Source organism: Caballeronia sp. LjRoot31 (assembly GCF_964253885.1).
Classification (GTDB): Bacteria; Pseudomonadota; Gammaproteobacteria; order Burkholderiales; family Burkholderiaceae; genus Caballeronia.
On record NZ_CAXURX020000003.1, the window covers coordinates 662,751 to 677,666 of the forward strand.

The window sequence follows — 14,916 nt, forward strand, 5'->3', positions numbered from 1 at the left end:
TAGAGTTGACGTCAATCTTGATTCAATTCATCAATGTGAGATCCCCATGGCATGGATGACGGCGGCCGAGGCCTTGAGCGTATTGAACGTCCGCGCGCAGACGCTGTATGCGAACGTGAGTCGCGGAAAAATCCGCGCAAAGTCCGATAAGACAGACCCTCGCCGCAGCCTTTATCACCGCGACGATGTATTGCGGATGGCGGAGCGCCGTAGCGGACAGCGCAAGGTCGAGAAGGTCGCAGCGCAGACAATCGACTGGGGTGATCCCGTTTTGCTTTCCGCTATCTCGACGGTATCGAACGGCAAGCTTTGGTATCGCGGGCGGGATGCCGTCGAGCTCGCGAACACGGCGTCGTTTGAGGAAGTCACCGGGCTGTTATGGGAGACCGATGCGGTCTTGATCAAACCATCGGTTGCGCGCAAGGCCGCCGGCGCCGACGATCCTTTGACCGCGAGTCTCGTCGCTTTGGCCAGGCGTAGCGCGCGTGATTTGCCATCGAGTGGACGCACGCCTGCTGTGCTGCGAGACGAGGCCGCCAGCGTGCTTTCGACGCTCGCACAGGCCATCCTTGGCGGTACAGCTTCTTCGCGCGCAGGACCCACGTTAAGCGAGCGCCTGGCCGTATCGTGGGGACGCAGCGAGGCGGAAGACGCAATTCGGCGCGCCCTCGTTTTACTCGCCGATCATGAACTGAATGCATCGACCTTCGCGGCGCGCGTCACCGTCTCCACCGGCGCGTCGTTATCGGCTGGCGTGCTGGCTGGCCTCGCTACGCTCACTGGACCGTTGCATGGAGGGGCATCGTCGTCGGTTCGCGCGCTGATCGAGTTGGCAGCCGATATCGGCCCGGAAGCGGCCGTGCATGACTGGCTGGCGCAAGGCCGCGCGTTTCCGGCGTTCGGGCATCCGCTATATGCCGATGGGGACCCAAGGGCGAGCGCTCTGCTCAGCACAGTAAGCGTGCCGCCGCTTTACGCGGAACTTGCCACATGCGTGGAGAGGGCGGTTGGCGAGCGGCCGAACGTTGACTTCGCGCTGGCGGTTCTTGCCGCTGCGTTCGATCTGCCGACGCATGCGCCGCTGTCGCTGTTCGCGCTTGCGCGCTGTGCTGGCTGGCTCGCGCACGCGCTGGAGCAAGCGCAAACGGGCCGCCTGATCCGGCCTCGCGCACGTTATATCGGGCTACAACCGAAGCCCGCGGCGTGATTCTGCCCGAGCAACAGAATCATTAGTTCAAGCATCCAGGTCGAGGGCGACTTTTCCGACGTGTGCTGCGCTCGAAAGGAAGCGGTAAGCATCGACGATTTGCTCGAAGCCGAATGCTCATAGATCACCGGCTTGATGCCAGTCGTGGTGATTGCGCGCGGCATCGGGGAGATTCGCGGTCGATCCCGTGTTGCCGCCATCAATAGGCTTCCAGGTTGCAACCTGTGCCCGCGCTTAACGCGCGTTCTTCCGATCCCCGTTCGTCCTTTCGCGGTTCACGCTGCCGTTTGTGTCAGTGCGTTCGACCGTGCGCGCTTGGCCAGATCCAGTAATAATCGTTTCACCCGGTGTTGTTGCACTGCCACAAGATCGCTCTCATTCATCAGGACCCGGAGCCGGCTTTCCCAGTACTCCTGGTCCATGCCGTGGACGGGTCCAGCCGAATTGACGCGCATGACGGACCTGACCATGCGCTCGATATGGTCAAGCTGGCGATCGGCTAAACTTGCGGGCATCAAGTTGCCGGGATTAAGCGACGGTGCTTTCTTTAAAGCGCTCATTTGCTGATATCTCGTCTGCTTCGCTGAGCTGCCTCAGGAAGGGTGCTGCAATCAATTCGTCCGGACATCGCTGATCAGGCTGCTCATTCTGCCAATACACATACCCATGGCGGTGAACGGGCGGGGCGGTTTTGTTTTCCGCTCCCGCCGCCTTTTGATGGAAAAGCCTGCGCTTCCCGCTTGCAATGCCGTAAACAAGGCATTTGCCTCTCATGATGCGGAATGGACAGCGAAGTTATTAATCTGAAGATAGCGCACAGTTTTTGGCAGGCTTTACCCTATGTCTCAGTTCTCGAAATAAATTGATCATCGCGACCCGGGCGGGATGGATCGGCTGTTTGGAGGCACTAACAGGTAATGAAAATGGCTTCGTATACCCGCCGCGACGGGCTCGCTCAGGCTGCCGCGCCGGACGCTGGCATCGTCCGCAGCAGTTTCAGCACGTACGCCTCGGAGGTGGACCAGCAGCTCCTCGCTTGGCGCGACCGGGTGGGGCATGTCATCGATGTCCTGCCTTCGAAGGCGCAGATCGCGGGCGGCTTTAACGGCCGTATCGACCGGTATGCAGTGGGCGATTTCGTCTTTACGGATGCCGTCACCGACGCCATGTCGCTTGAACGCTCGGTTGCGAGAGTGTCCGCCGACGTTCGGCGGGACTATGTTTTCCACATATTCGTCCAGGGCGAGGTCGACGCGGTAGTGGGCATGCAGAAGAAACGCAGCGCCCCGAATCCGATTCAGGGAATAGTCGTTTTCGACATGGACCAGCCGTTTCGCACCGAGCGGTCTGCGTGCCAGGTGTTGACCATGTTCGTGCCGAGAGCGGTCGTGGAGGCCGCGATTCCAGACGCGGATTCGATTCATGGCCGCGCGGTCGAGCACGGCGCGCCGTTGACCCAACTGGTGACGAATCACGCGTTGGCGCTGAGCCGCGACCTGGCCGGAATGAACGCTGCGCAGGCGGCGCGGGAAATGGATGCCGGCGCGCAACTGCTGCTCGCGGCTTTCCGCAAGCAGGCAAGGCTGACCGGCGACGCCCGCGCGGCGGTGCAGGCGGCCATGATGAGCCAGGTGCGGCGGTATGTCGAAGCGAATCTCAACCAGCCTGATCTTTCGCCAACCAGCGTGGTGGATGCGCTGCACTTGAAGCGCGCCACGATCTACCGCTGGTTCGAGCATGAGGGCGGACTGGGCGCGTATATCCGCAATCGCCGTTTGCGCGAGGCGGCTGACGAGCTGGTCCGCTTCCCCCACCTTCAGGTTGTCGATATTGCCTACGGGCTGGGGTTCAACAGCGCGTCGGATTTTACGCGCGCGTTTCGCCGCGCCTACGGCATGAGCCCGCAAGATGCGCGCGCTCGCGCGCTCGAGTTGCAGCGGGCGAGCAAGCTGGACCTGATGTCGTCGTACGGGCCAGGCGGCAGATAGCGCGATAACCCGGCGCGCCAGCCCAATCAGTCGGGCGCCGTTTCGGGGAAGCGCTGCAGGGCAAAAAGCGTGATGCAGATGGCGGCGATCAGATACCACGCGGGTATCATCGGATTGCCGGTCGCGGCGATCAGCCACGTGACGATAAGCGGCGAGAAGCCACCGAAAATCGCCACGCCGAAGCTGTACATGATGGAAAGCGCGGCGGCGCGATGTTGCGGCGCAAAGGCCTCCAGCATCATCACCGTGCTCGCGCCGGCATTGCTGAGCGCGACCGCCACATACCCAAGGATGATCAGCAGCGCGGTGACATTGCCTACGCCCATTCTCAAGGCGAAGAAGGCCGGGTAAGTCAGCACAAGACAGATCACGAGCGCCAGGTACTGGATTGGCTTGCGGCGCTTTTGGCCGTCGGCGATCCGGGCCACCAGCGGGTTCGCCACCAGGATCACGAGACCGGACAGGCTGGCGGTCAGCAGGCTGATGGCCGGGGGCCGATGCAACGTGCGCACCAGATAGCTCGGCATGTAGAACACCGTGATGTAGATACCGATCGACGGCGCGGCCATCATCAATGTTCCGTAGAACAGCGGGCGGGCGTGCTTTGAGAACAGAGTCGCGAGCCGGGGGCGCTTGGGTACCTCCACGACAATCGAAGGCATGCTCCGGCGCAGATACCAGCCGACGGGGCCGATCAACCCACCGAGCACAAACGGAATCCGCCATCCCCATTCGTGCATGTCGGCCGGCGAGAGCAGCTCGGTGGTAGTTGCGCCGACCATCGCGGCGGCAAATGCGGCCGCGCCCTGGCTCGCGCCACGCCAACTGGTGAGATAACAGCGGCGGTTGCGCGGGACCGACTCCATCAGCACGGCCGACGCCGGCCCGATCTCGCCTCCTGCCGCGAGCCCCTGCATGAGTCGCGCGAGAACCATCAACACCGTTGCAGCCGGGCCAATGGAAGCAACCGTGGGCAGGCAGGCGATCAGCCATGTGCCGAGTGTCATGAATGCGAGCGACCAGGTCATGCCGGCTTTGCGGCCCCGGCTGTTGGCGATCTGCCCGATGATGATTGCCCCGAGCGGGCGCATGACGAAGCCCGCACCGAAGGTCGCAAGCGAGAGCAGCAGTGAGGACAGCGGGTTGTGCGACGGGAAGAATAGCTTGCCGATGATGACGGCGGAGAAGCTGTAGACCGTGAAGTCGTACGCGACAAACGCGTTACCGATGATGGTAGCCAGGACGACGCGGGCGGGTTTTGCTTTTGGGGTGTGGGTCAGGTGGTCTGCTGCGGGGTGCATAGGCGCGGTCTTGGGGGCGGCGGTGCCGATACGCATAAGTTACGCACGCGTTACGCATGAGTTGCTATCTTTGGCTTGGGCGATGCGGGGCAATGATAAGGCAACGCGACTATTTGTGCTTGAGGCCGCATCGGCGCTGACCCCGACCCAGCCTTCAACATCTCCCACCGACCGCCAGCGCCCAAAACCTATCCAACCCCTATGGCAACTGCTCGGCCAACGCGTCAAATTCACCCGGCCATTGGGCTCGCCACGCGTCGCGCGTCGCGCCATCGACCCATGCTCCGTCGATGCCGTTGAGCATGAAACCCTTCAAATCGCCGATGCCAAAGCCGAAATGGCTGAACATCAGTTCCCACGCTTCACTCGGATTCACCTTGTGCAGCGCCGGGTCGTCGGTATTTGGATGAATCTTCAAACCAAGCCCGGGCATGCGGCGGATCGGATGCAACTCCGCCCATTTCTCCGGCGGCAAAATGCGCAAGTAATAAGAGTTGCTAGGCACGACCGTGAACACCAGGCCGGACGCGGCATATTTGGCGGCCAGCGCGGGATTATTGACGATCGTATAACCATGATCGACACGATCCACCTTCAGCAGCTCAACCGCAGTTTCCACATTGCGCCAAGGCATGCCGAACTCGCCCGCATGCGCTGTAGTCTTGAAGCCTGCGTTTCGGGCATTGCGATAAGCCTTCCAGAACAATTCCGGCGGCCGGTCATTTTCACGATAATCCACGCCAATGCCGGCGACTTCATCGGCGCGATGGGCTTTCATCCACTCGACCAGGGTCACCGCTTCGTCGGGATCGGCCTCCCGGTCAATACTTGGAATCAGCAGCGCGGACATTCCAAAGTCCCGCGATGCATCGCGGATCGCCGCGACAATGCCGGCCTGCGCATCCCCGTACGCAATCTTCGATACCCGTACCGTGCCGGTGGGATTCCAGAAGAATTCTGCGTGGCGCACGTTATGCGCGGCGGCGTCCTCCAGATATTCGTACGTGATGCGGTGCAGGTCATCGGCGTTGGTGAGCAGGTATTCATCAAGCGCGCGCAGCACGCGCAACACGCCAACCGGCTTCTCGCCGCGCGTATAAAACGCATCGATCTCCGTCCGCTCGATCGGCGCATGGCTTTTTTCGGCCAACGCGATAAACGTCTGGTGCCGAACCGCGCCCAGCAAATGGCAGTGCAGTTCGACCTTCGGGATTGCCTTGAAAAATGCCCGATGCGCAGGCGTGATCTTGATGCCGGTGCGTGAAGCGGGCACATTGCCAAATGTCTCGTTCATATTCCAGGTACTTGCGGGAGTGCAGGATTAATGGTGTTTAACAACGGTCCAGAAGTAATAACCAAGCGGAATCGCCAGCACGACAAGACCCCAGGGGACTTCTTTAAAGCGGCCTGCAAGCAGCTTCACGATCACGAAACACAACAAGCCGCCCGCAATCCCTGTGCCGAAACTGTTCGACATCAGCGTGAGCAGGACCATGGAAAGGACCGGGAAAGCGTCCGTGAAATCGTCGAAATGCGCGTGGCGGATCGTGCTGAACATCGACAGGCCGATCAGGATCAGCGCTGGCGCGGTGGCTTCCTTCGGAATCGCGAGCGCGACCGGTACGAACAGCAGCATCAACGCGAACATGCCTGCCGCAGCCAGCGATGAGAGGCCGCTGCGCCCGCCCGCTTCCACGCCCGCCGCCGATTCGACCAGCGCCGTGAGCGCTGGAATACCGAACACGGGGCCGAGCGTGGCTGCGATCGAATCGACGAGGAACGGACGGTTGATATTCGGCAGGTTGGCGTTTTCATCGAGCAGGTTCGCTTTGGCGCCGACCGCGAGCGTCGTGCCCAGTGTCGAGAAAAATTCGGCTGCGAAGAACACGAACAAATAAGGAATGGCAGCAACGGTCAGCGCGCCCGGAATATCGAGCTTGAACGCAACGGGCATGATGTCGTGCGGCAACGAGATCATGGCTTGCGGCAGATGCGTGACGCCCAGCGGTACGCCCGCCGCCGCCGCGATCAGGATTGCCCAGAGAATGGCGCCGGGAACGCGCCGCCCCTGCAACACCACGGCTGCGGCCAAACCGATCAACGCGACGATCGTGCCGGGCCGCGAAAAATCGCCGAGGGCCAGCGCATTGGTCTTTGCGTTTGCGATGACCATACCCGCGTTACGGAAGCCAAGCACCGCGATAAAGAGTCCGATGGACGCGCCCAGACCGAGCTTGATCTGAGCCGGGATCAGCCGCACGACCAGACTGCGTGCGCCGACCAGCGTGAGGATCAGAAACAGCACGCCGGAGATAAACGCAATGCCGAGACCGGTTTGCCAGGCGACGTGTTCGGTCGCCGCCAGCGTCACGCCAAGGATCACCGAGCCGCCAATCCCCGGCCCGACGATAAACGGCAGATTCGTATAAAGCCCCATGAAAATGGTGCTCAAAACAAAAACGATGATGGTCGACGTGGTCGCCGCACCCCGATCCATGCCGCCCGTTGCGAGCAGCGACGGGATCACGACGAGCAGGTACGCCGCCGCGAGAAACGACGTAACGCCTGCAAGCGTCTCGATGCGCACGCTGGTATTGCGAGCGCTCAATGCGAAGCGGCGATCCAGCCAGCCGCCCGATGTTTTTGGTGCGGCGAGGTCGGGAGAAGCCATCGAAGATTCCTTGTTCACTATTATTTCCTTTACCTGTGCCGGCTTGGTCGCGCTTTATACTGCGGCGCATTGTCCCCAAGCTGTGGCGCTCAATGTCCGATCGTTCGTCCCTCTTACCCGCGCTGACGTTGCGGCAAGTGCAGTACTTCGTTGCGCTCGCGCATGCGCGCAGCTTCACACAAGCGGCGCAATCGCTTTCGCTGACACAACCTGCCCTGACCGCCGCGATCCGGCAGATCGAGTTCCTGCTCGGCGGTCCATTGTTCGCGCGTTCCGCTCACCGCCTCACGCTGACTGCTGCCGGCGCCAGCATACTGCCGCTCGCCGAACGCCTGCTCAACCACGCGCGCGGTACGTTCGACGACATGGCCAGCACCTTCGCCGAGCAACTGCAGACGGTGCGCATCGCGATGATTCCATCGGTGGCGGGGCGTCTGCTACCGGTGCTGAACGCGTTCCGCGAACAACAGCCGTCGCTGCGCTTCACGCTCACCGACCTGCCCAATAGCGCGCTGATCGACGCTGTGCGCGATGGCGTCGCGGACATCGGCATTGGCGTGCATGAGCCGGAAGCGAACCACGAGGCCCTGCGTTTCAAAGACGTCTTCGAAGACGAGATCGTCGTGGTCCTGCGGCGCGACGACCCGCTCGCCAAACGCAAGACCCTGCCGTGGGCGAAGCTTGTCGGCCGCGATCTCGCCGTGTTCGTGCGCGGCAGTGTGAGCGACGCGCTGCATCGCACGAGTGGCGATGAAAAATTGCGTCTCTCGGTGGCGTACCGGATGGAATACTCCGAGCCACTCTACGCGCTGGCGCGCAATGGACTCGCGATTGCGGTGCTGCCGAGCCTTTACACATTGCATCTGCACGATCCCGAGCTCGTGGCGCTGCGCCTCGACAAACCGCGCGTCACGCGTGCCATTGCGTTGATCTCGCTGGTGGGCGAAGATCGCGGCCCGCATGCGAAAGCGTGCTGGGACTATATTGCCGCGCACATTTGAAGCATGGGTCACAACGTCGGCTCAAGGTAGCGTAGCGATGCTGGCCCGCAACGCGGCATAAAACGCGTCGGCATCGACGTCGGTGATCCAGGTCGCGTTCGGCGTACGGCCGCTATGGCCGCTCCAGTCGACCACCGTTTCGCCCAGCGTCCATTGCCCGGTTGTTTCGACCACTACGTTGACCAGGCGGCCCTTGAACAAGCTCGGGTCGACGAGATAACCCGCTGCGGTGGGGTCGTACACGGGTGCTTCTTCCACGCCGCGCCGGCCCTTCTGATACTTCACTTCCGCCGCCATGATGTCCGCGACAATCGCGCCGCAACGGTTGCCGATAGCGCGGATGGGTGCGATGCGTGCCGGCGTGATGGGCGCCTTCACGGCGACATCGCGTGGCAGCACGACGATCGGCACGCCGCTCGCGAAGACAATGCTCGCCGCTTCCGGGTCGACGTAGACGTTGAATTCGGCGGCCGGCGTGATGTTGCCGCGCTCGAAGAATGCGCCGCCCATCAGCACGATTTCGCGCAAGCCTTCGCGGATTTCGGGCGCTTCGGTGAGCGCGGTCGCCAGGTTCGTCAGCGGTCCGATCGCGCAGATCGTCACGCTGTGGGGCGCGGCCGCTTTCAACGTTTCGATGAGATACGCCACCGCGTGTTGCGGCGCGACCGGCGCCAGCGGTTCGTGCAATTCCACGCCTTCAAGGCCGGTCTTGCCATGTACGTTCGCCGCGGTAATCAGCGGGCGCATCAGCGGACGCGGGCATCCCGCGTACACCGGCAAGGTCTTTGTCTGACCTGCCCAGTCACGCACGATGCGCGCGTTGCGCTCGGTCAGGTTCAGCGGCACGTTGCCCGCAACGGCGGTCAGTGCGCGCACGTCGAGCCGGTCGCGCGCACCGAGTGCGAAGAGGATGGCGATGGCATCGTCCTGACCCGGATCGCAGTCGATGATCACCGTGCGCCGCTCGTTGGCAGCCTGCGCGAGCGGGTTGAACAACGCACCGGCAGTCAGCGCGACCGATGCCTTGAGGAACGTGCGACGGGGAACGTTAAAAGTTTGGCTCATGGTCAGAATACGTGGCGCATGCCGATGGTCGCGACCAGTTGGCGCGTTGTGGTTGACTGCGCGAACGCGAAGATCTGCGCATGCTGCGCGTCGCCGGCGGCTAGCTGACCAATCACCGTCAACGCTACGTCGGTACGCTTCGAAAGAAAATAGTCTGCCTGCAAGTTCACCTGATGCCACTGCGGCTTCTGGTTGATGACGTCGTACTTGCCGTCCGTGTAACCGTAGGCCGCGCCGAGGAACAGCGCCGGGGTCATGGTGTACACCACGTTCACGCCGAAGTTCTGCAAGTGCAGGTGGGAGTTGTCGAGGTAATCGTAGTGGACATCGGTGAAGAGTGCGGCGAATTGTGCTCGACCGATGGTGTAGAAACCGCCGGTGCCGGCAATGCGCTGTTTGCTCGCGAACACGGACGGGTTGGTCGCGCTCTTATTGAAGATCAGGATGGGTGATGCGTAGTCGTTGGAGATCGCGCCGTCCTGATTCGTGGGGCTGTACGGGTGGTTGTACTGCGCGTAGACCGCGCTCCACTTCAGCGGGCCGTTCTCGTAACCGACCCCGAAGCTGTACGCGTTGTTGTCGCCGAAGCCGGTCGAATTGCTGAAGCCATAGATGGCGGTGGCCTTCAGCCCACGATAATTCGGGCTCACGTACTTGACCGAATTCTGGACGCGAATGTCGTTATAACCGTTGTCGTTATCGCCGATATTCACGCCGTTGCTCGCGATGATCACCGGGCCGATGTAATCGTGGATCGTGTCGTACTGGCGGCCGAGGGTCAGCGTGCCGTAGGTTTTATCGGCGAGACCGACATACGCCAGCCGGCCGAATTCGCGGCCGTTCTGGGAGGCCGCGCCGCTCATGATGTTGAAACCGTTCTCAAGCTGGAACACCGCGCTCAAACCACCGCCCAGGTCTTCCCGTCCTTTCAGGCCCCAGCGAGGATTCTGGTTCGTGCCGCTGAGCGCCTCATAAGCGTTGTGACCGCCCTGGTTGGTCGCGAAGCCGACACCTCCTGAAATCAGGCCGTAAAGGGTGACACTGCTCTGTGCATACGACGACACCGTGAAGGCGCCCAGCACCGCGAGAGGAGCAAGCTTGAGTAGTTTCATGATGGTCCGGTGGCGAGTAAATGTTCTTGTCGCGCTCGTTTTTCGTTGCGTGGCGCGTTGTAAGTGCATCGGACTGTACAAAGCCGAAAACCATAAAAATAATTGTGATTTCTTATCAACCCATCAAATGGATTTATACAAGGAGCTGTAGGTGTGGAGAATGTGCGTGGGTTGAGGACGCGCTGACAGGCGCGTCCGACCGTTCAGGCGATGCCTTGCTCCAGCGTCGGCACGGTGCGTAAGCGCGCCACGTCCCGGCCTGGCGGCGCGCCGAACAGGCGGCTGTATTCGCGGCTGAACTGCGACGGGCTGTCGTAGCCCACCTCGAATCCCACCGCAGCAACGTCTCCCGATTCCGCCAGCAGCCGTGCACGCGCCTCCTGCAGGCGTATGCGCTTCTGATATTGAAGCGGGCTCATCGAAGTAACTGCGCGGAAGTGCCGGTGAAACGACGAAACGCTCATGCCGACGAGCCCGGCGAGCGCTTCAGTCGCGAGCGTCTCGGCGTAGTGGCCGCGAATCCAGCGGATGGCATAACTGATTTGCGATAAACGGCTGTCGGCGAGACCGATCTGCCGCACCATCGCACCCTGTTCGCCCGCTAGCAGCCGCCAGAGAATTTCGCGTTCGAGCATGGGCGCGAGCACGAGGATATCCTCAGGACGATCCAGCAGGCGAAGCAGGCGCACGATCGGATCGAGCAACTCCGGCGATGCCTGACTGATAGCCAAACCCAAAGGCTCGGCGACGCTCCTGTCGCCGGTCGCAGTCTCGAGCAGCAAGGTGGCGATGTTCGCCGGCTTCAGCACCAGCCCCATCGCGAGAAAAGGCTCGCGCTCGCTCGCCTCGACTACATGACCGGTAATCGGCAAATCGACGGACACTACCAGGTACTGCCCCGCGCGGTACTCGAATACTTTGTCGTTCAGCACCGTGCGTTTGGTGCCTTGGGCGATCACGGCAAGCGTGGGTTCGTACACATGGTAGATCGGCTCGGTGGTTGTGTCGGAAGCCATGACGGCGACGCCCGGGAGCGCTTCGACCATCATGTCGGCGCGGGCGTGGCGGGTGATCAGCGTGCGAAGTTCGGCGAGATGGTCCATCTCGCCACGGTAAGCGGCAGACGCGCCAACTGCAAGCACGGCAAGCACCGCACGCATGATTCGCTCAATATTGGCAGGATTGTGCAAGAGCCTGCGAGCATTGGTCTATCGCCGGGAAGGCGCGCGATGGTTTTATTGACGTCGAGCCAACCCGTCAATTTCAGGAGAAACATCATGTCGCTGGATTCGTACGTCACCCTCGGCCGCTCCGGCCTTCGCGTCAGTCCGTTTTGTCTCGGCACCATGACTTTCGGCGAAGACTGGGGCTGGGGCTCGAGCCCCGCTGAAGCAGAAACCATCCTTGCGGAGTATCTCGACCGGGGCGGCAATTTCATCGATACCGCCAACATCTACACCGTCGGCCATTCCGAAAAGATCATCGGCGATTTCTTTGCGCGGCAAAAAGGCCGTCGGGATCGCACGGTCATTGCCACGAAGTTCTTCGGCAATCTGCATCGCGGAGATCCGAACGGTGGCGGGGCCGGGCGCAAGGCAATCGTCGAGCAATGCGAGGAATCGCTGCGCCGGTTGCAGACGGATTACATCGACCTGTACTGGATGCACAACTGGGACCGCACCGCGCCCATTGAAGAGACGATGCGCGCAATGGACGATCTCGTCAGCGCCGGCAAGGTGCGTTATCTGGGGTTCTCCGACGCGCCCGCCTGGAAGGTCGCGCAGGCGCAGATCATTGCGCAATTCCGCGGGTGGACGCCGTTGATCGCGATGCAGATCGAATACTCCCTTTTGCAACGGACCGTGGAGGGAGAACTGACGCCGATGGCGCAAGAGCTTGGCATCGGCGTGATGCCTTGGAGTCCTCTCAAGAACGGCTGGCTGTCGGGCAAATACAGCCGTGAGAATGTGAGTACCGTGGCGTCGGATCGCGGGTCTCTGGTCGGTTTGCCGGGCGAGAAGGATTTTCAGGTTATCGATGCGCTGACGGCCGTTGCCAGGGAAGTGAACGCCACTCCGGCGGCCGTTGCGCTTGCATGGGTACAAAACCGGCCGGGCGTGACATCGACGATCCTTGGCGCACGCCGGATTGAACAGCTTAGGGCGAATCTTGCCGCGCTCGACCTCAAGCTGACTGAGGCGCAGATCGCGACCCTCGACGAAGCATCGAAGCCCGTTCTCAACTTCCCCGCCGATCTCAACAGGGATCTTTCTCCGAGCTTTGCTTTTGCAGGCGCAACCGTCGATGGTCAGCGGACGGCGGTCTTGCCCCTGCTATCCGAAAACGCGCATCGATATTGAGGGCAAGGGAGTAACGGCGCCGAGGGTTTATGGTGTCGAACCCGGCGTTATTAACCCCGGCGGCGCGTCAGGCAGCGTGCCGCCCTCCGAGCGCGTGCGCAGCGTCGTCATGGTCCTTTCGGCAAGCACTGCATCGCGCTTGGCCAGCAAATGGCCGCGCAGGATCGACGCCATGCGCTTGCCGTCGCGCGCCTCCAGCGCCTCGATCATCGCTTCGTGATCGCGGATCGCGCTGTCCCACTTCACCGTCTGGAAGTTGGACCGGAACCGTAATGCCTGCAGCCGCCGGTTCACCGATACATAGGTCTGCCGCAGCGCCGAATTACGCGCGGCGTCGTTGATCTTGTCGTGAATGGCCTGATTGCGGCTGTAATACCCCGACAGGTCGTTCTGCTCCCGGCACGCCAGCATGGCGTAATGCAGCGCCTTGATTGCGCTCAGTTCGGTGGACGTTATCCGCTCGCACGCGAGTTCGCCCGAGAACGCTTCCAGCCCGCTCATCAACTCGAAGGTCTCGCGAATCTCCGCCTCGCTCATCTGTGACACCGACGCGCCCCGGTTCGGCAGGATATCGATCAGTCCTTCGGACGCCAGCACCTTCAGCGCCTCACGCAACGGCGTGCGTGAAATGCCCAGCGTCTCGCACAACGTTCGTTCGTTGAGCTTCACGCCCGGCGCGAGCAAGCCCTCGACGATGAAATTACGCAGATGCTCGACCACCGTGTCGTGCAGCCGTTGCCGCTCGACCTTGGGGAGCGTGGTCGCGATCTGCGCAATCTGTGCAATTTGCAAATCCGCCAAATGTTCATTTTGCATTCAATACCTCTACCCATTCTGTTGGCGCGATTTTACCGTACGACGCCGGAAAATTTGGAGGGACGGGTTTTCACCTAATAAAAACAAGCATTTATCGCTTCCGATCGTCGCGACGGTGCGATAAAGTATTTTGCATGCAAAATTCAAAGGACGCATCATGTTAAAGCTGGATTTCCATCCCGCCGGTCGCCATTTTCTGCAGATTCCCGGCCCCAGCCCGGTCCCGGACCGCATTCTACGGGCAATGAGTTATCCGACGATCGATCATCGCGGGCCGGAATTCGGTGCGTTGGGCCTGAAGGTCCTGGACGGCATCAAGGCCATCTTCAAGACCGCGCAACCGGTCGTGATCTATCCGTCCTCGGGCACGGGCGCATGGGAAGCGGCGCTTTGCAACACGCTCAGCCCCGGCGACACCGTGCTGATGTTCGAGACTGGCCACTTCGCGACGCTCTGGAAAAAGATGGCCGAAAACCTCGGACTGAAACCGGAGTTCCTGGGGCTGCCCGGCATCGAGGGATGGCGGCGCGGCGTGCAGGCGGACATGATCGAAGCGCGTTTGCGCGAAGACTCGCAGCACACGATCAAGGCGGTGTGCGTCGTGCATAACGAAACCTCGACGGGCGTTACATCGGACATTGCAGCAGTGCGGCGCGCGATCGATGCGGCGGGGCATCCGGCGCTGTTTCTCGTCGATACAATCTCGGGCCTCGCGTCCGCGGATTATCGGCATGACGAATGGGGTGTGGACGTCACCGTGTCGGGGTCGCAAAAAGGCTTGATGCTGCCGCCCGGGATCAGCTTCAACGCGGTTTCGCAGAAGGCGATCAAGGCAAGCAAGGACGCCAGGTTGCCGCGCGCGTTCTGGGCGTGGGACGAGATCATCGAGATGAACAAGAGCGGGTACTGGCCGTACACGCCGAACACCAATTTGTTGTACGGCTTGTCCGAAGCGCTCGAGATGCTCGGTGACGAAGGACTCGACCAGGTCTTTGCCCGGCATCAAAGACTGGCTGCCGCTTGCCGCGCCGCAGTCAACGCATGGGGACTCGAGGTTCAGTGCGCCGACCCGGCTGTTTATTCGCCGGTGCTGACAGGCGTGATGACGCCCGAAGGAGTCGACGCGGACGCGATCCGCAAGACGATCTACGAGCACTTCGATATGTCGCTCGGCACGGGCCTCGGCAAGCTGAAGGGCCGCATGTTCCGCATCGGGCATCTGGGTGATTGCAACGACCTCACGCTGATGGCCACGCTCGCAGGCTGTGAAATGGGCCTCAAGTTGTCCGGCGTGAAGCTTGCGGGCAGCGGCGTCCTGGCGGCAATGGACCACCTGACGAGCCACACCGCAGCACCGGCATTGAAGGCGGCGGCGTGACATCTTCAGGTAAGCAT

The 14,916-nt window shown here is 61.6% G+C and carries 13 protein-coding genes; 5 read left to right on the forward strand and 8 right to left on the reverse strand.

Going from position 1 to position 14,916, the window contains the following annotated elements; translation table 11 throughout:
- Positions 1-46 precede the first annotated feature (46 nt).
- Positions 47-1,207 carry a citrate synthase family protein gene (locus ACSQ8V_RS31760; RefSeq protein WP_436208440.1) on the forward strand — a complete coding sequence of 387 codons (1,161 nt, stop codon included), beginning with the start codon at positions 47-49 and terminating at the stop codon, positions 1,205-1,207.
- Positions 1,208-1,482: 275 nt separating this feature from the next.
- Here ACSQ8V_RS31760 and ACSQ8V_RS31765 read toward each other — a convergent pair whose 3' ends face one another.
- Positions 1,483-1,767: a hypothetical protein gene (locus ACSQ8V_RS31765; RefSeq protein WP_436208441.1), complete on the reverse strand. Its 285-nt coding sequence runs from the start codon at positions 1,765-1,767 to the stop codon at positions 1,483-1,485.
- Positions 1,768-2,130: 363 nt separating this feature from the next.
- On the opposite strand from ACSQ8V_RS31765, the gene ACSQ8V_RS31770 reads away from it, so the two are divergent.
- A complete protein-coding gene (locus tag ACSQ8V_RS31770) occupies positions 2,131-3,195 on the forward strand; it encodes a helix-turn-helix transcriptional regulator (protein ID WP_436208442.1) in 1,065 nt (354 codons plus the stop codon).
- A 26-nt stretch (positions 3,196-3,221) separates the two neighbouring features.
- On the opposite strand, the gene ACSQ8V_RS31775 is transcribed toward ACSQ8V_RS31770, so the two are convergent.
- From ACSQ8V_RS31775 to ACSQ8V_RS31785, 3 genes are all read right to left on the reverse strand, one after another.
- Positions 3,222-4,532 (reverse strand): MFS transporter, encoded by a 1,311-nt coding sequence (locus ACSQ8V_RS31775; protein ID WP_436208443.1) that lies wholly within the window; start codon positions 4,530-4,532, stop codon positions 3,222-3,224.
- 163 nt (positions 4,533-4,695) lie between these two features.
- The gene (locus ACSQ8V_RS31780) at positions 4,696-5,790 is read right to left on the reverse strand and encodes an adenosine deaminase family protein (RefSeq protein WP_436208444.1); all 1,095 of its coding nucleotides are present in this window, start codon (positions 5,788-5,790) and stop codon (positions 4,696-4,698) included.
- Between the two features lie 27 nt (positions 5,791-5,817).
- The gene (locus ACSQ8V_RS31785; RefSeq protein ID WP_436208445.1) at positions 5,818-7,167 is read right to left on the reverse strand and encodes an NCS2 family permease; all 1,350 of its coding nucleotides are present in this window, start codon (positions 7,165-7,167) and stop codon (positions 5,818-5,820) included.
- A 92-nt stretch (positions 7,168-7,259) separates the two neighbouring features.
- Between ACSQ8V_RS31785 and ACSQ8V_RS31790 the strand changes: the two genes are divergently transcribed.
- Entirely contained in the window at positions 7,260-8,168 is a 909-nt protein-coding gene (locus tag ACSQ8V_RS31790; RefSeq protein WP_213768369.1) for a LysR family transcriptional regulator, read from the forward strand.
- A 21-nt stretch (positions 8,169-8,189) separates the two neighbouring features.
- Here the strand turns inward: ACSQ8V_RS31790 and ACSQ8V_RS31795 are convergent, their stop codons facing one another.
- The 3 genes from ACSQ8V_RS31795 to ACSQ8V_RS31805 form a co-directional block, all read right to left on the reverse strand.
- Complete coding sequence (locus ACSQ8V_RS31795; protein WP_436208446.1) at positions 8,190-9,233, reverse strand: nucleoside hydrolase; 1,044 nt, start codon at positions 9,231-9,233, stop codon at positions 8,190-8,192.
- Between the two features lie 2 nt (positions 9,234-9,235).
- A complete protein-coding gene (locus ACSQ8V_RS31800) occupies positions 9,236-10,348 on the reverse strand; it encodes a porin (protein ID WP_436209220.1) in 1,113 nt (370 codons plus the stop codon).
- 200 nt (positions 10,349-10,548) lie between these two features.
- Entirely contained in the window at positions 10,549-11,505 is a 957-nt protein-coding gene (locus ACSQ8V_RS31805) for an AraC family transcriptional regulator N-terminal domain-containing protein (RefSeq protein WP_436208447.1), read from the reverse strand.
- 117 nt (positions 11,506-11,622) lie between these two features.
- On the opposite strand from ACSQ8V_RS31805, the gene ACSQ8V_RS31810 reads away from it, so the two are divergent.
- A complete protein-coding gene (locus tag ACSQ8V_RS31810; protein WP_436208448.1) occupies positions 11,623-12,705 on the forward strand; it encodes an aldo/keto reductase in 1,083 nt (360 codons plus the stop codon).
- Positions 12,706-12,732: 27 nt separating this feature from the next.
- On the opposite strand, the gene ACSQ8V_RS31815 is transcribed toward ACSQ8V_RS31810, so the two are convergent.
- Positions 12,733-13,521 carry a GntR family transcriptional regulator gene (locus ACSQ8V_RS31815; protein WP_436208449.1) on the reverse strand — a complete coding sequence of 263 codons (789 nt, stop codon included), beginning with the start codon at positions 13,519-13,521 and terminating at the stop codon, positions 12,733-12,735.
- Between the two features lie 157 nt (positions 13,522-13,678).
- On the opposite strand from ACSQ8V_RS31815, the gene ACSQ8V_RS31820 reads away from it, so the two are divergent.
- Complete coding sequence (locus tag ACSQ8V_RS31820; RefSeq protein ID WP_436208450.1) at positions 13,679-14,899, forward strand: pyridoxal-phosphate-dependent aminotransferase family protein; 1,221 nt, start codon at positions 13,679-13,681, stop codon at positions 14,897-14,899.
- Positions 14,900-14,916 lie beyond the last annotated feature (17 nt).